The sequence below is a fragment of the Nonomuraea coxensis DSM 45129 genome, from assembly GCF_019397265.1.
GTDB classification, from domain to species: Bacteria; Actinomycetota; Actinomycetes; order Streptosporangiales; family Streptosporangiaceae; genus Nonomuraea; species Nonomuraea coxensis.
This window is the reverse complement of the sequence record NZ_CP068985.1, coordinates 806,834-822,905: the sequence shown is the minus strand read 5'-3', so window position 1 is coordinate 822,905 and position 16,072 is coordinate 806,834. Positions and strand designations below refer to the sequence as shown.

At 68.0% G+C, this 16,072-nt stretch carries 11 protein-coding genes; 1 reads left to right on the top strand and 10 read right to left on the bottom strand.

Annotated features, from left to right (window positions below):
- Window positions 1–30: 30 nt before the first annotated feature.
- The 9 genes from fusA to Nocox_RS04235 all read right to left on the bottom strand — a co-directional run bounded on the left by fusA (window position 31) and on the right by Nocox_RS04235 (window position 14,830).
- Complete coding sequence (gene fusA / locus Nocox_RS04275; RefSeq protein ID WP_051112520.1) at window positions 31–2,079, bottom strand: elongation factor G; 2,049 nt, start codon at window positions 2,077–2,079, stop codon at window positions 31–33.
- Window positions 2,080–2,170: 91 nt separating this feature from the next.
- A complete protein-coding gene (gene rpsG, locus Nocox_RS04270; RefSeq protein ID WP_020542314.1) occupies window positions 2,171–2,641 on the bottom strand; it encodes a 30S ribosomal protein S7 in 471 nt (156 codons plus the stop codon).
- A 2-nt stretch (window positions 2,642–2,643) separates the two neighbouring features.
- Window positions 2,644–3,018 carry a 30S ribosomal protein S12 gene (gene rpsL / locus Nocox_RS04265; protein ID WP_020542315.1) on the bottom strand — a complete coding sequence of 125 codons (375 nt, stop codon included), beginning with the start codon at window positions 3,016–3,018 and terminating at the stop codon, window positions 2,644–2,646.
- Between the two features lie 506 nt (window positions 3,019–3,524).
- Window positions 3,525–7,400 carry a DNA-directed RNA polymerase subunit beta' gene (locus tag Nocox_RS04260; RefSeq protein WP_020542316.1) on the bottom strand — a complete coding sequence of 1,292 codons (3,876 nt, stop codon included), beginning with the start codon at window positions 7,398–7,400 and terminating at the stop codon, window positions 3,525–3,527.
- Between the two features lie 17 nt (window positions 7,401–7,417).
- A complete protein-coding gene (rpoB, locus tag Nocox_RS04255) occupies window positions 7,418–10,885 on the bottom strand; it encodes a DNA-directed RNA polymerase subunit beta (protein ID WP_219495575.1) in 3,468 nt (1,155 codons plus the stop codon).
- A 470-nt stretch (window positions 10,886–11,355) separates the two neighbouring features.
- On the bottom strand, window positions 11,356–11,847 hold the full coding sequence (locus Nocox_RS04250) for a hypothetical protein (protein WP_020544888.1): 492 nt from the start codon (window positions 11,845–11,847) through the stop codon (window positions 11,356–11,358).
- Window positions 11,848–11,849: 2 nt separating this feature from the next.
- On the bottom strand, window positions 11,850–12,350 hold the full coding sequence (locus tag Nocox_RS04245; RefSeq protein WP_020544887.1) for a hypothetical protein: 501 nt from the start codon (window positions 12,348–12,350) through the stop codon (window positions 11,850–11,852).
- 203 nt (window positions 12,351–12,553) lie between these two features.
- The gene (locus tag Nocox_RS04240; RefSeq protein ID WP_020544886.1) at window positions 12,554–13,555 is read right to left on the bottom strand and encodes an ABC transporter ATP-binding protein; all 1,002 of its coding nucleotides are present in this window, start codon (window positions 13,553–13,555) and stop codon (window positions 12,554–12,556) included.
- Between the two features lie 135 nt (window positions 13,556–13,690).
- Entirely contained in the window at window positions 13,691–14,830 is a 1,140-nt protein-coding gene (locus Nocox_RS04235; protein WP_020544885.1) for a hypothetical protein, read from the bottom strand.
- A 52-nt stretch (window positions 14,831–14,882) separates the two neighbouring features.
- On the opposite strand from Nocox_RS04235, the gene Nocox_RS04230 reads away from it, so the two are divergent.
- Window positions 14,883–15,548 (top strand): TetR/AcrR family transcriptional regulator, encoded by a 666-nt coding sequence (locus Nocox_RS04230; protein WP_020544884.1) that lies wholly within the window; start codon window positions 14,883–14,885, stop codon window positions 15,546–15,548.
- A gap of 87 nt (window positions 15,549–15,635) precedes the next feature.
- Here Nocox_RS04230 and rplL read toward each other — a convergent pair whose 3' ends face one another.
- Window positions 15,636–16,028, bottom strand: coding sequence for a 50S ribosomal protein L7/L12 (gene rplL, locus Nocox_RS04225; RefSeq protein WP_020544883.1), 393 nt, complete (start codon window positions 16,026–16,028; stop codon window positions 15,636–15,638).
- Window positions 16,029–16,072: the final 44 nt, after the last annotated feature.

The window sequence follows — 16,072 nt, the reverse complement described above, 5'->3', positions numbered from 1 at the left end:
TGGCTCGCACCACCCCGCCAGGGACCGGAACTACTCGCCCCGGGCCTTCGCGACGATCTCCTTGGCGATGCCCGGAGGCACCTCCGCGTAGGAGTCGAACTGCATGCTGTAGCTCGCGCGCCCCTGCGTCTTGCTACGCAGGTCGCCCACGTAGCCGAACATCTCAGACAGCGGCACGAGCGCCTGGACGACACGGGCACCGGCCCGCTCGTCCATCGCCTGGATCTGCCCGCGGCGACCGTTGAGGTCACCGATGACATCACCCATGTAGTCCTCGGGCGTGGTGACCTCGACGGCCATCATCGGCTCGAGAAGAACGGCGTCCGCCTTGCGCGCGGCCTCCTTGAAGGCCATCGAGCCGGCGATCTTGAAGGCCATCTCCGAGGAGTCGACGTCGTGCGCGGCACCGTCCTGGAGCGTCACCTTCACGCCCACCATCGGGTAGCCGGCCAGCACGCCGAACTCGGCGGCCTCCTGGGCGCCTGCGTCGACCGACGGGATGTACTCCCTCGGGACGCGGCCACCCGTGACCTTGTTCTCGAACTCGTAGCCGTCGTTGCCCTCACCGAGCGGCTCGAGGTCGATGATCACCCGCGCGAACTGACCGGAACCACCGGTCTGCTTCTTGTGGGTGTAGTCGATCTTCTCCACCTTGCGGCGGATGGTCTCGCGGTAGGCGACCTGCGGGCGGCCGACGTTGGCCTCGACCTTGAACTCGCGACGCATGCGGTCGACGAGGATCTCCAGGTGAAGCTCGCCCATGCCCCAGATGACCGTCTGGCCGGTCTCCTCGTCACGGCGGACCTGGAAGGACGGGTCCTCCTCGGCCAGCCGCTGGATCGCGGTCGACAGCTTCTCCTGGTCGCCCTTGGTCTTGGGCTCGATGGCGACGTTGATGACCGGGGCCGGGAACGTCATCGACTCGAGCACGACCTGGTTGGACGGGTCGGACAGGGTGTCGCCGGTCGTGGTGTCCTTCAGACCCATGACCGCGACGATCTGGCCGGCGATCGCCGTCGGGCGCTCCTCGCGCTTGTTGGCGTGCATCTGGTAGATCTTGCCGATCCGCTCTTTCTTGCCCTTCACAGAGTTGATGACCTGTGAACCGGACTCGAGCGTGCCCGAGTAGACGCGGATGTAGGTGATCTTGCCCAGGTGCGGGTCGCTGGCGATCTTGAAGGCCAGAGCGGAGAACGGCTCGGTCGGGTCCGCGTGGCGCTCGACGACCTTGTCCTCGTTGCCGACCGCGTGGCCCTTGAAGGCCGGGATGTCGGTCGGCGCCGGGAGATAGGCCACGATCGCGTCGAGCAGGGGCTGCACGCCCTTGTTCTTGAACGCGGTGCCGCACAGGACCGGGTTGATGGCGCTGGCCAGCGTCGCGCGGCGCAGGGCCGCCACGAGCTGCTCCTCGGAGGGCTCGGTGCCCTCGAGGAAGAGCTCCATCAGCTCGTCGTCGTTCTCGGCGACCGTCTCGATGAGGCGGTCGCGCCACTCACGGGCGGCGTCGGCGTGGTCGGCCGGGATGTCGACGGTGTCGTACATCTCGCCCTTGGCCGCCTCGGCGCTCCAGATGAGGCCCTTCATCTTGATGAGGTCGATGACGCCCTTGAAGTCGGCCTCAACGCCCCACGGGAGCTGGATGACGGCCGGCGTGGCGCCCAGACGGCTGACCATCATGTCGACGCAGCGGTGGAACTCCGCGCCGACCCGGTCCATCTTGTTCACGAAACAGATGCGCGGGACGTTGTAGCGGTCCGCCTGACGCCACACCGTCTCTGACTGGGGCTCAACACCGGCGACGCCGTCGAACACGGCGACCGCGCCGTCGAGGACGCGGAGCGAACGCTCCACCTCGATGGTGAAGTCGACGTGACCAGGGGTGTCGATGATGTTGATCGTGTGACCGAGCCACTCGCAGGTCGTCGCGGCGGACGTGATGGTGATGCCGCGCTCCTGCTCCTGCTCCATCCAGTCCATGGTGGCTGCGCCCTCGTGGACCTCACCGAGCTTGTAGTTGATGCCGGTGTAGAACAGGATGCGCTCGGTCGTGGTGGTCTTGCCCGCGTCGATATGGGCCATGATCCCGATGTTGCGGACCTTGGCCAGGTCAAGAGCGGTCGTAGCGGCCACTGTAACTCGCGTCCTCGTCGTCTCGTCGGACCCGCCGGGGTTACCAGCGGTAGTGGGCGAAGGCCTTGTTGGACTCGGCCATCTTGTGGGTGTCCTCACGCTTCTTGACGCTCGCCCCGAGGCCGTTGCTGGCGTCGAGGAGCTCGTTCATGAGGCGCTCGGTCATGGTCTTCTCGCGGCGGGCGCGGGAGTACTGCACCAGCCAGCGCAGGGCCAGGGTGGTGCTGCGCGCGGCGCGCACCTCGACCGGCACCTGGTAGGTCGCGCCACCGACACGGCGGCTGCGGACCTCGAGGGTGGGCTTGACGTTGTCGAGCGCGCGCTTCAGGGTGACGACCGGGTCGTTGCCCGTCTTCTCCCTGCAGCCCTCAAGAGCGCCGTACACGATCGACTGGGCGATGGAGCGCTTGCCGTCAAGGAGGACCTTGTTGATCAGCGCGGTGACCAGGGGCGAGCTGTAGACCGGGTCGGCCATGAGCTGACGACGGCCAGGAGAACCCTTACGAGGCATTGTTAGCTCTTCTCCTTCTTCGCGCCGTAGCGGCTGCGGGCCTGCTTGCGGTTGCGGACACCCTGGGTGTCGAGCGAACCGCGGATGATCTTGTAGCGAACACCAGGCAGGTCCTTCACACGACCGCCACGCACGAGCACGATGGAGTGCTCCTGAAGGTTGTGACCCACACCGGGGATGTAAGCCGTGACCTCGATGCCGTTCGTGAGCCGAACACGGGCCACCTTGCGCAGTGCCGAGTTGGGCTTCTTCGGAGTCGTGGTGTAGACGCGCTGGCAGACGCCGCGCCGCTGGGGACTCCCCTTGAGGGCAGGAGTCTTGGTCTTGGAGACCTTGTCCTGCCGGCCCTTGCGGACCAACTGCTGAATAGTGGGCACTGCCACTCCGTTTCGTGCCTTGGCCGGTGTTACGTCATCGGTGGTGCTTTTCGCAGGTGCTGCCGGTGTCATGACCTGCTGATTTTCTCCGTCCCGGTGCCCCCGCGCTCGGGCGTGTCGCGTTGTTCACGCAGACGTCCCGCGAGGTTTACGAGCCGGAAGACCGTCCTGCGCTTGTCATGAGCGCACGGTCGAGAGCCCGCATGAGAACGGGCACGATGCTCAAGACTACCCAGGCCCGAGCGACACGTCAAAACGGCGCAGCATGACCAGCAAGCCATGCCGCTCCGGGTCGTCGGGGCCCTGCTTCATACGGTGTCTCACATGCGGCCCGTCCCACAGCTCCCGGCCAATGATATAGGCACGGACGGGCTTTCGTTCGCGGTACGGCGAACCGTCACCGGACCGCGACCCGGAACCACGCCCCCGCGGGCCTGGAGGCCCCGGAGAAGCGACGCGCCCGGGCCCCTCGGTAGAGGAACCCGGGCGCGTCGTTCGTCGCGGATTTACCGGTTGTACTGGCCGAAGTCGTACTCCTCCAGCGGCACGGCCTCGCCGCTGCCGGTGCCGAAGGTGTAGTCGGCCGCCGAGCCGTCGTAACCGCCGACGGTGTACATGGCCGCCTTGGCCTCCTCGGTCGGCTCCACCCGGATGTTGCGGTATTGGGGCATGCCCGTGCCGGCCGGGATGAGCTTACCGATGATGACGTTCTCCTTCAGGCCCAGGAGCGAGTCGGACTTGGCGTGGATCGCCGCGTCCGTCAGGACCCTGGTGGTCTCCTGGAAGGAGGCCGCCGACAGCCACGACTCGGTGGCCAGCGACGCCTTGGTGATGCCCATGAGCACCGGACGGCCCGCGGCCGGGGTGCCGCCCTCGGCCACCGTCTCGCGGTTCATCTGCTCGAACCTCGGCCGCTCGACGAGCTCGCCGGGCAGCAGGTCGGTGTCGCCGGACTCCAGGACGTTGACCCGCTTGAGCATCTGCCTGACGATGATCTCGATGTGCTTGTCGTGGATCGACACACCCTGCGAGCGGTAGACCTGCTGGACCTCCGCCACCAGGTGCAGCTGCACGGCCCGCGGGCCGAGAATGCGCAGCACCTCGTTGGGGTTGACCGCACCTGCCACGAGCTGGGTGCCGACCGAGACGCGCTGCCCATCCTGCACGAGCAGGCGCGAACGCATCGAGACCGGGTAGGCGATCTCCTCCGAACCGTCGTCCGGAGTGATGACGATCTTCCTGGTCTTGTCGGTCTCGTCGATCCTGGCCCGGCCCTCGGCCTCGGAGATCGGGGCGACACCCTTGGGGATGCGCGCCTCGAACAGCTCCGTGACACGGGGCAGACCGTGGGTGATGTCGGCGCCCGCCACACCACCGGTGTGGAAGGTCCGCATCGTCAGCTGCGTGCCGGGCTCACCGATCGACTGGGCGGCGATGATGCCGACCGCCTCGCCGACGTCCACGAGCTTGCCGGTCGCCAGCGAGCGGCCGTAGCAGGTGGCGCAGACACCGATCTTCGCCTCGCACACCAGCGCGCTGCGGGTGCGCACGGTCTCGACGCCGGCCTCGACCAGCTTCGTGACGTGCGTGTCGTTGATGTCGACACCCGCAGGGACGATGACCTTGCCGTCGACCTCGACGTCCTCGGCCAGGATGCGGCCGTGCACGTTGGACTCGGCGTTCTCCGCCTTGACCAGGTTGCCGGAGGCGTCACGGTCGCCGACGTGCAGCGGGACCGCGCGGTCGGTGCCGCAGTCGATCTCGCGCACGATGACGTCCTGCGCGACGTCCACCAGACGACGGGTCAGGTAGCCCGAGTCGGCGGTGCGCAGCGCGGTGTCGGCCAGACCCTTCCGCTGACCGTGGGTCGAGATGAAGTACTCCAGCACCGACAGGCCCTCGCGGAACGAGGCCTTGATCGGCCGCGGGATCGTCTCGCCCTTGGTGTTGGACACCAGGCCGCGGATGCCCGCGATCTGCCGGACCTGCATCTTGTTGCCACGGGCGCCGGAGTTGACCATCATCCAGACCGGGTTGGTCGCCGGGAAGGCGTTGACCATGTCGGTCTCGACGTCGGCCGTCGCGTGCGTCCAGATCTCGATGAGCTCCTGACGGCGCTCCTCGTCGGTGATCAGACCGCGCTCGTACTCGCGCTGGACCTTGTCGGCCCGGCGCTCGTAGTTCTCCATGATGTCGGTCTTGTTCGGCGGCGCGACGACGTCCTCGATCGAGATCGTGACGCCGGAGCGCGTCGCCCACCGGAAGCCGGCGTCCTTGAGCGCGTCGAGCGAAGCGGCGACCTCGATCTTCGGATAGGTCTCCGCCAGCTCGTTCACGATCTGGGACAGCTGCTTCTTGCCGACCTGGAAGTCGACGAACGGGTAGCTCATCGGCAGCGTCTGGTTGAACAGGCACCGCCCGAACGTGGTCTCCAGCCGGACCGGGTCGCCCTGCTCCCAGCCCTCGGGAGCAACCCAGGCGCGCGGCGGCAGGACGTCCTTGAGCCGGATCTGGATCTTGGCCTGGATGTCCAGCTCGCGGCGGTCGAAGGCCATCTGCGCCTCGGCCACCGAGCCGAACACGCGGCCCTCGCCCTTCGCGCCTTCCTTCATGGTCGTCAGCCAGTAGAGGCCGATGACCATGTCCTGGGTCGGCATGGTGACGGGCTTGCCGTCGGCCGGCTTGAGGATGTTGTTGGTCGAGAGCATCAGGATGCGCGCCTCGGCCTGGGCCTCGGCCGACAGCGGCAGGTGCACGGCCATCTGGTCGCCGTCGAAGTCCGCGTTGAACGCGGTGCAGACGAGCGGGTGGATCTGGATGGCCTTGCCCTCGACCAGCTGCGGCTCGAACGCCTGGATGCCCAGGCGGTGGAGCGTCGGAGCGCGGTTGAGCAGCACGGGGTGCTCGGTGATGACCTCTTCGAGGACGTCCCACACCACCGGGCGGGCGCGCTCGACCATCCGCTTGGCCGACTTGATGTTCTGGGCGTGGTTGAGATCGACCAGCCGCTTCATCACGAACGGCTTGAACAGCTCCAGCGCCATCTGCTTGGGCAGGCCGCACTGGTGCAGCTTGAGCTGCGGGCCGACGACGATGACCGAACGGCCGGAGTAGTCGACGCGCTTGCCCAGCAGGTTCTGGCGGAAGCGGCCCTGCTTGCCCTTGAGCATGTCGCTGAGGGACTTGAGCGGACGGTTGCCGGGACCGGTGACCGGACGGCCGCGCCGGCCGTTGTCGAACAGCGCGTCCACGGCCTCCTGGAGCATCCGCTTCTCGTTGTTCACGATGATCTCGGGCGCGCCGAGGTCGAGAAGCCGCTTGAGGCGGTTGTTCCTGTTGATGACCCGGCGGTACAGGTCGTTGAGGTCGGAGGTCGCGAAGCGGCCACCGTCGAGCTGCACCATCGGGCGCAGGTCCGGCGGGATCACCGGGATGCAGTCGAGCACCATGCCGCGCGGCGAGTTGGTGGTGTTGAGGAACGCCGACACCACCTTGAGCCGCTTGAGCGCGCGGGCCTTCTTCTGGCCCTTGCCGCTGCGGATCGTCTCGCGGAGGTTCTCGGCCTCGGCGTCGAGGTCGAAGCCGATCAGCCGGTCCTGGATGGCCTGCGCGCCCATGCCGCCCTTGAAGTAGCGGCCGAAGCGGTCACGCATCTCGCGGTAGAGCAGCTCGTCGCCCTCGAGGTCCTGGACCTTGAGGTTCTTGAAGCGGCTCCAGACCTCCTCCAGGCGGTCCAGCTCGCGCTGGGCCCGGTCACGGAGCTGACGCATCTCGCGCTCGGCGCCCTCACGGACCTTGCGGCGCTGGTCGCCCTTGGCGCCGGCGGCCTCCAGCTCGGCCAGGTCGGTCTCGAGCTTCTTCTGCCGGGACTCGACGTCGGCGTCGCGGCGCTGCTCGATGTGCTGCCGCTCGACGGAGATCTTCGCCTCCAGCGAGGGCAGGTCACGCTCACGCATCTCGGTGTCGACATGCGTGATCATGTAGGCCGCGAAGTAGATGACCTTCTCCAGGTCCTTCGGGGCCAGGTCGAGCAGGTAGCCGAGACGCGAGGGAACGCCCTTGAAGTACCAGATGTGCGTGACCGGCGCGGCCAGCTCGATGTGGCCCATCCGCTCACGGCGCACCTTGGCCCGGGTCACCTCGACGCCGCAGCGCTCACAGATGATGCCCTTGAAGCGGACGCGCTTGTACTTGCCGCAGTAGCACTCCCAGTCGCGGGTCGGACCGAAGATCTTCTCGCAGAAGAGCCCGTCCTTCTCCGGCTTGAGGGTGCGGTAGTTGATGGTCTCCGGCTTCTTGACCTCGCCGTGCGACCACTGACGGATGTCGTCGGCCGTCGCCAGCCCGATCCGAAGCTCGTCGAAGAAGTTGACGTCCAGCATTATGTGCGATCTCCCCCTCAGACTTCTTCCACGCTGCTCGGCTCACGCCGGGACAGATCGATGCCGAGCTCCTCCGCGGCGCGGAAGACGTCCTCGTCGGTGTCTCGCATCTCGATGGACATGCCGTCGCTGGAGAGCACCTCGACGTTGAGGCACAGCGACTGCATCTCCTTGATGAGGACCTTGAAGGACTCCGGGATGCCGGGCTCGGGAATGTTCTCGCCCTTGACGATGGCCTCGTAGACCTTCACGCGGCCGAGGACGTCGTCGGACTTGATGGTCAGGAGCTCCTGCAGGGCGTAGGCGGCGCCGTACGCCTCCAGCGCCCACACCTCCATCTCACCGAAGCGCTGGCCACCGAACTGGGCCTTACCGCCGAGCGGCTGCTGGGTGATCATGGAGTAGGGACCGGTCGAGCGAGCGTGGATCTTGTCGTCGACCAGGTGGAGCAGCTTGAGGATGTAGATGTAGCCGACCGAGATCGGGTACGGGAACGGCTCGCCGGAGCGGCCGTCGAAGAGCTGGGCCTTGCCGGAGGGCTGGACCATCCGCTGGCCGTCGCGGTTGGGCACGGTGTTCTGGAGCAGACCGACGATCTCCTCCTCGTGCGCGCCGTCGAAGACCGGGGTGGCGACGTTGGTGCGCGGCTCGACCTGGCCGAAGCCCTTGTCGCGCAGCCGCTCGGCCCACGCCTCCTCGACGCCCGAGATGTCCCAGCCGCGGGCGGCGATCCACCCGAGGTGGGTCTCCAGTACCTGGCCGACGTTCATGCGGCCGGGGACGCCCAGCGGGTTGAGGATGATGTCGACCGGGGTGCCGTCCTCCAGGAACGGCATGTCCTCGACCGGCAGGATCTTGGAGATGACGCCCTTGTTGCCGTGCCGGCCGGCCAGCTTGTCGCCGTCGGTGATCTTGCGCTTCTGCGCGACGTAGACGCGGACCAGCTCGTTGACGCCCGGAGGAAGCTCGTCGCCCTCCTCGCGGGAGAACACCCGGACGCCGATGACCTTGCCGGACTCGCCGTGCGGCACCTTCAGCGAGGTGTCGCGCACCTCGCGGGCCTTCTCGCCGAAGATCGCGCGCAGCAGCCGCTCCTCCGGGGTCAGCTCGGTCTCGCCCTTCGGGGTGACCTTGCCGACCAGGATGTCGCCGGGGACGACCTCGGCGCCGATGCGGATGATGCCGCGCTCGTCGAGGTCGGCCAGCACCTCCTCGGAGACGTTCGGGATGTCCCGGGTGATCTCCTCGGGGCCCAGCTTGGTGTCGCGGGCGTCGACCTCGTGCTCCTCGATGTGAATCGACGACAGCACGTCGTCCTGCACCAGGCGCTGGGACAGGATGATCGCGTCCTCGTAGTTGTGACCCTCCCACGGCATGAACGCCACCAGGAGGTTCTTGCCCAGCGCCATCTCGCCCTTGTCGGTGCAGGGGCCGTCGGCGATGACCTGGTTGACCTCCACCCGGTCGCCCTCGGCGACGATGGGCTTCTGGTTGAAACTGGTGCCCTGGTTGGAGCGCTTGAACTTGGCGACGCGGTAGGTGGTCCGCGTGCCGTCGTCGTTCATGACGGTGACGTAGTCGGCGGAGACCTCCTCCACCACACCGGCCTTCTCGGCGCTGATGACGTCGCCGGCGTCGGTCGCGGCACGGTATTCCATGCCGGTGCCGACCAGCGGCGCCTCGCTCTTGAGCAGCGGCACCGACTGGCGCTGCATGTTGGAGCCCATGAGCGCGCGGTTGGCGTCGTCGTGCTCGAGGAACGGGATCATCGCCGTGGCCACCGACACCATCTGGCGCGGCGACACGTCGATGTAGTCGACCTCCTCGGCGCGGGCGAGCTCGGTCTCACCACCCTTGGTGCGGACCAGGACGCGGGACTCGGCGAACGAGCCGTCGGGGTTGAGCGCCGTGTTGGCCTGCGCCTTGACGTATCTGTCCTCCTCGTCGGCGGTCAGATAGTCGATCTGCTCGGTCACCTTGCCGTCGACGACCTTGCGGTAGGGCGTCTCGACGAAGCCGAAGGCGTTGATGCGGCCGTAGGAGGCCAGCGAGCCGATCAGGCCGATGTTGGGGCCTTCAGGGGTCTCGATCGGGCACATCCGGCCGTAGTGGGACGGGTGCACGTCACGGACCTCGAAGCCGGCCCGCTCACGGGACAGACCACCGGGGCCCAGCGCGGACAGACGCCGCTTGTGCGTCAGACCGGCGAGCGGGTTGGTCTGGTCCATGAACTGCGACAGCTGGGAGGTGCCGAAGAACTCCTTGATCGACGCCACGACCGGGCGGATGTTGATCAGGGTCTGCGGCGTGATCGCCTCGACGTCCTGGGTCGTCATCCGCTCGCGGACCACCCGCTCCATGCGGGCCAGGCCCAGCCGGACCTGGTTCTGGATCAGCTCGCCGACGCTGCGCAGGCGGCGGTTGCCGAAGTGGTCGATGTCGTCGACCTCGACGATCACCTCACCGTTGGCGCCCGGCATCGACTCCTCGCCCGCGTGCAGCCGGACGATGTACTCGATCGTGGCGACGATGTCCTCTTCGGTCAGGGTGCCCTGCGTGATCTCCGCATCCACCCCGAGCTTCTTGTTGATCTTGTAGCGGCCCACCTTCGCCAGGTCGTACCGCTTGGCGTTGAAGTACAGATTCTCCAGCAACGTCTGCGCCGACTCCTTGGTCGGCGGCTCACCCGGCCGCAGCTTGCGGTAGATGTCCAGCAGCGCGTCATCCTGACCCGCCGTATGATCCTTCTCCAGCGTCGCCCGCATCGACTCGTACTGACCGAACCGCTCCAGAATCTGGTCGTTCGTCCAGCCCAGCGCCTTCAACAGCACCGTCACGGCCTGCTTGCGCTTACGATCGATGCGCACCCCGACACTGTCACGCTTGTCGATCTCGAACTCCAGCCAGGCCCCCCGCGACGGGATCACCTTGCACCCGTACAGATCCTTGTCGGAGGTCTTGTCCACCGTGCGCTCGAAGTACACGCCAGGTGAACGGACCAGCTGCGAGACCACGACACGCTCGGTGCCGTTGATGATGAACGTGCCCTTCGGCGTCATGAGCGGGAAATCCCCCATGAACACCGTCTGGCTCTTGATCTCACCGGTGGTGTTATTGATGAACTCCGCCGTGACGAACATCGGGGCGGAGTAGGTCATGTCCTTGTCTTTGCACTCGTCTACGGAGTACTTCGGCGGCTCGAACCGGTGATCGCGGAACGACAAGGACATGGTCCCCGAGAAGTCCTCGATCGGACTGATCTCTTCGAAGATCTCTTCGAGGCCCGACTGGGTCGGGACGTCCCTGCGCCCGGCCTGACGAGCCGCCTCTACCCGGGCCTTCCACTTGTCGTTGCCGAGCAGCCAGTCGAAAGACTCGGTCTGCAGGGCCAGAAGGTCAGGAACTTCGAGCGGCTCCTGGATACGCGCGAAAGACACGCGACGGGGACCAGCGGGTACGGCGGAGGCGTTGCGCGAGGCTGCCAACAGATGTCCTTCCGAGGGCTCGCGGCGGACTGACTACACGCACGCCAGACAACCTCGCAACGTGAGCAAGCATCACGGGTCGTCAAAGGGCAGCGCAAAGGGGCAGTGTAGCCGATCGGCACACGCCTGTCCACTTCGCTCTCGCTGCATGCTCCACGTTGGTCGCAGCATCGCCCGTTCGGGCGGATACGTCAAGCCCGCGAGCCCGACTAATAGCCGGTTCGGGGCCCGGACGCTGGGTTTTCTCCCCTGCGCGACAGATCGCCTACCGCCATGGCCCAAGACGATACCCGCGAACGGGGGCGGTTAACGCTCCGTCACACCGGGGGTCGAACCCATGCCGACTACCGGTGTAGCTGTGACTGGATTACCCCCGCCATGGACGGCGCTAAACCAGATTTTTGGTAACAATTGAACCCGACGGCGCGCCCGGCGGCTCCAGGCGCAGGTCATCGGCCCCGCGGCGGGCCTCACGCGCTCCCCAGGAGCGTGGAAAGATCGGCGGCCAGCCAGCGCTCACCCTGGCGGACCATGACGAGCCTGGCGCGGTTCTGTGCCACCTGCTGCTGCGGCCCGGCCTGACCGGGCACCTGTCTGACCGTACCCATGTTCACGAACAGCAGAACCTCGACCCGGTCGGGTTCCGCGCGCTCCACCGCCGCCCCCGCCACGGAGGCGGTCCTGACCATCTTCTCCGCCTTGGCCCGGGTCACCAGGCTGGTGGCCAGCTCCTTGTAGTGCCGGGTGAGCTCGCCGGTGGTGTATCCGCCGGCCCGCGCGAGGTCCTGCTCGATCGTGCGGTAGTCGTAGGAGAGCAACTGGGGGGCGACCTGCCGGGCGGCGGCCATCGCGGAGTCGCCGGCCGCGTCGGCCTCCCGCAGGTCGCGCAGGTTGAACCACATCGTCGGCACCAGCACGGCGGCCACCGCCACCAGGACGCCCAGCAGCGCGATCGCGAACATCCTCACAGCACCTGCACCGCCTTCGACACCAGCCAGACGCCGCCGACCTTCTCCAGCTCCATCGACCAGCGGTAGTAACGCTCCTGCGCCGGGCTGTCCGATCCGTCCCAGTGGATCTCCACGTCGGCGACCGCGAGCGCCTTTGCCTTGCCGCCGGTCAGCGAGACCAGGCCCGTGGCGCGCAGCACGCCGGTCTGGACGACCTTGCTCTCCACGGTGGTGGACTTCAGCTTGGCGGCGGTGCTCACGTACTCGGCTCTCGCCGGGCCCGTGGAGGTGTCGAGGATGCGCTGCAGGTCGGCGTCCACGGTGCGGTAGTCGAGCGAGACGAGGTTCCTGGCGTGGGCGCCGGCGGCCAGCAGCACGGCCTCGCGGTCGCCCGCCCTGCCCTGCTCGTCGCGGGCCTCGGCGGCGATCCAGGCGCCCGTGCCCACGAGCACCGCCAGCAGCCCGCCGAGCACCGCGATCACGATGCGCGCGGAACGGACGCCCAGCGATGTCATGACTGCTCACCCCTCCCAGACCGCCGGATCATAACGCGGCGGCCGCTCCCGGAGTCCGGTGAACGACCGAGCCGGTGTGATAACGGGAGCAAAGGTGGATGTGTCCGTAAAATGCCCCCAGACGGCCCTGAGGCGGCCGCTGCGGGCGGAACAGCGGACGGCCGGACTTGCTGGTCCGGGCAGGGCCGCCGTTCCCGGCCGGGCTACTGGACGCCGTGCAGGTGGGCGTTGACCAGACGGGGGTACTCCTCCAGCCAGTTGCGCCCGCGCTCGTCCACGAACGAGCCCTGCGGCGGGATCACGCCGTTCGCCGCCAGCCACGCTCCGGGCGGCTGCTGGGTGCGGCGGACACGGTTGCCGGTCGGCATGAGCTGCGGCGGGATCGGCGGCAGCACGCCGGGGTCGTGCCCGAGCTGAGCCTCGGCCTCGAGCTCGGACAGGTCCTTCTCCTCGGACATGCCGATGGGGCCGTGCCGCCGGGCGTTGAGGAACTGCCGCACCACCGGCTCGTCGCTCGACAGCAGCATCTCGCGCGGACCGAACATCACCAGTTCGCGCCGGAAGAGCATCCCGATGCTGTCCGGGACGGTACGGGCGGTGTTGATGTCGTGCGTCACGATCAGGAACGTGGCCTCGACCTCCGCGTTGAGGTCCACGATGAGCTGGTTGAGCAGCGCGGTGCGTACGGGGTCGAGACCGGAGTCCGGCTCGTCGAACAGGATGATCTCGGGCTCCAGCACGAGCGCCCTGGCCAGCCCGGCCCGCTTGCGCATGCCGCCGGAGATCTCGCCCGGCAGCTTGCCCTCCGCACCCCGCAGGCCGACCAGCTCGATCTTCTCCATGACGATGTCGCGGATCTGCGACTCGCTCTTCTTCGTGTGCTCGCGGAGCGGGAAGGCGATGTTGTCGTAGAGGTTGAGCGAGCCGAACAGCGCGCCGTCCTGGAAGAGCACCCCGAACAGCCGTCGCAGCTCGTAGAGCTTGCGCTCGGGACAGTTGGCCAGGTCGTGGCCGTCGATCCAGATGTGGCCGCGGTCGGGCCTGAGCAGGCCGACCAGCGTCTTGAGGAAGACCGACTTGCCGGTGCCGGACGGGCCGAGCAGCACGGAGATCTGCCCGGCCGGGAGGGTGAAGGAGACGTCCTCCCAGATGACCTGGCGCCCGAACGACTTGGTGAGCCCTTCCACGACGACCTCGACGCCCACCGGCCACCTCCCAGTCGCGAACGATGGCCTCACCGTAACGGGGGCGCGGCCGCTTGGGAAGCGGCTATGAGACCTCAGGTCCAGTAAGGGGTCGCGGGCCGGGCCGGCCGCCCGTCGCGGCCCGGACCGGACGTGTCAGGAGGACACGTCGCCGGGGAGGAGTTGCTCGGTGAGGAGGCGGCGGACCCGGTCGGCGCCGGTGACCCAGGGCCGCAACAGCTCCCATCCGTGGAAATATCCGAAGATGTACGGGCTGGCGGCCGACGGCTTGAGCCCCGCCAGCGCCGTCGCCACCTCCCGGTCGTCGTACAGCGCCCAGCGGGCCAGGTACGCCCCCACCTCCGCCTCCTCGCGCCCTTCGACGGCCATCAGCATGGCGTTGCCCCAGACGCCCCACAACACGTTCCTGGCCCCATGGATCGCCGCGAAGTCGCTCCCGTCCGGGCGGATGCCGCATTCGGGAAGGACGTGGACGTTGAGCCATTCCTGGGCCTCGTCACCGGGGAAGACGATCTCCTCGGCCAGCAGCCCCAGCCCCTCGCTGAGCAGGAACGACGGGGACAGCATGAACCGTACGCGCTGGTCGGCGCGGGCCTCCTTGAGCATCGACTCCGCGATGTGCCCGGGATGTCCCTCGTGCGCGACGACGTACAGCAGGTCGGCGAGGTTGAAGGGGATCGAGACGTTGATGTGGATCGCCGACCTCAGCTCGCCCTGGTAGGCACCGGCCGCGTGGAAGTGCGTGTCCCGGACGAGCAGGCAGTCGACGACCTCGCCGGGAGGGAGCGGGATGATCTCGCCGGTCCGCCGGCGGCACTCGGCCACCGCCTTGGCGACCAGGGCGGGCAGGCGTTCGACGGCGTGCAGGGTGTGCGCGGCCTGCCAGGCGTGCAGGCGGCCGGACAACGGCCCCGGCGTCTTCGGCAGTGCCCTGTCGAGCCGGTCGTGCGCCTGCTCGAACAGCGACTCCGGCAGCCATCGCGGCTCCAGCCCCAGGACCTGCCGCGCGTACGCGGTGAGGGGCAGCCGCTCGCCGTCCAGATAGCGGGCGACCGCCCGCATCGCGGACACCTGGGCGGCAAGGTAGGGGGACGGCGGACGTTCCAGCAGCCGGTCGGCGTCGCCGGCCAGGCGGCCGGGGGCGGCGGGGGCCTCGGCCTCGACCTGGTCGTGCCACTCCTGAGGGCCTCGGTAGATGAGCGCGCCGCCGCCCATCAGGCGGTTCAGCCGCAGCGCGAGCAGCGCGTACTCGTGCGTCCAGTGCGGTTCGGTCATGGCGCGTAAGCTAGCCGTACGGTTTTCCGTACAGTGCACGGCCGGAGGGTGGATGCCGGAGTCGATCTGGTTGCGCGACGACGACGAACGCCCGCGCAAGCCGCGCCTGTCCCGCGCGCGCATCGTCGAGGCGGCCGTCGCCCTGCTCGACGCGGAGGGCGTCGCCGGCTTCTCCATGCGCGCCCTGGCCGCCCGCCTGCGAGCCGGCACGATGTCACTCTACGAGTACGTCACAAGCAAGGAGGACGTGCTCGACCTGGCACTCGACGAGGTGATCGGCGAGGTCGAGGTGCGCGAGCACGCATCCTGGCGCGACCTGCTGACCGCCCAGCTCACCCGGAGCAGGCAGGTCATGCGGCGGCACCCGTGGGCCCCCGCCCTCACCGCCACCCGCCCGCTCCTCGGCCCCAACGCCCTGAGCCGCTCCGAACGCTTCTACGCCGCCCTGTCCGAGGCCGGCCTGTCCGGGCCGGAGCTGGTCGCCGCCGTCGGGACCCTGTCGTCCTACGTCAACGGATTCGTCGCCGCCGAGAACACCTGGCGGGCCGTCGTCCGCACCCCACAGGCCGAGACCGAGCTGCGCGAACGGACCGCGCGCCATCTGGAACGGCACCGCCCCCAGCTCGCCGAACGGGCCCAGGTGCGCGTCGACGACTTCGACGCCCAGTTCGAGCTCGGCCTCGACCTCATCCTCGACGGCATCCAGAGCCGGCTCTGACCCCCAGGCACACGAAAAGGGGCGGCGGACATCCGGCACCAGGATGTCCTCCGCCCCTTCAGCGTCGAGCCAGGAGCTCCAGCCGTCTTACTTGACGGTGACGGTCGCGCCGGCGCCCTCAAGGGCGGCCTTGGCCTTCTCCGCCTGCTCCTTGTTGACCTTGCCGTCGAAGACCGGCTTCGGAGCGCCGTCCACCAGGTCCTTGGCCTCCTTGAGGCCCAGGGACGTCAGGGCGCGGATCTCCTTGATGACCTGGATCTTCTTGTCGCCGGCGGCCTCGAGGATGACGTCGAACTCGTCCTGCTCCTCGGCGGCGGGGGCCTCAGCGCCGCCACCGGCGGCCGGGGCGGCGGCAACCGCGACGGGGGCGGCGGCCTTGACGTCGAAGATGTCCTCGAACTGCTTCACGAACTCGGAGAGCTCGAGGAGGGTCATCTCCTTGAAAGCGTCGATGAGCTCGTCGTTGCTGAGCTTCGCCATGATGCGTTTCCTTACGTTTAGGACTTGCTGAAAACTAGGAACGG

What these genes read in the sequence shown, in the direction of transcription:
- rplL (WP_020544883.1), bottom strand. Translation starts at nt 16,028, where the DNA reads ATGGCGAAGCTCAGCAACGACGAGCTCATCGACGCTTTCAAGGAGATG.
- Nocox_RS04250 (WP_020544888.1), bottom strand. Translation starts at nt 11,847, where the DNA reads ATGTTCGCGATCGCGCTGCTGGGCGTCCTGGTGGCGGTGGCCGCCGTG.
- fusA (WP_051112520.1), bottom strand. Translation starts at nt 2,079, where the DNA reads ATGGCCCATATCGACGCGGGCAAGACCACCACGACCGAGCGCATCCTG.
- Nocox_RS04235 (WP_020544885.1), bottom strand. Translation starts at nt 14,830, where the DNA reads ATGACCGAACCGCACTGGACGCACGAGTACGCGCTGCTCGCGCTGCGG.
- Nocox_RS04245 (WP_020544887.1), bottom strand. Translation starts at nt 12,350, where the DNA reads ATGACATCGCTGGGCGTCCGTTCCGCGCGCATCGTGATCGCGGTGCTC.
- Nocox_RS04260 (WP_020542316.1), bottom strand. Translation starts at nt 7,400, where the DNA reads ATGCTGGACGTCAACTTCTTCGACGAGCTTCGGATCGGGCTGGCGACG.
- Nocox_RS04230 (WP_020544884.1), top strand. Translation starts at nt 14,883, where the DNA reads ATGCCGGAGTCGATCTGGTTGCGCGACGACGACGAACGCCCGCGCAAG.
- rpsG (WP_020542314.1), bottom strand. Translation starts at nt 2,641, where the DNA reads ATGCCTCGTAAGGGTTCTCCTGGCCGTCGTCAGCTCATGGCCGACCCG.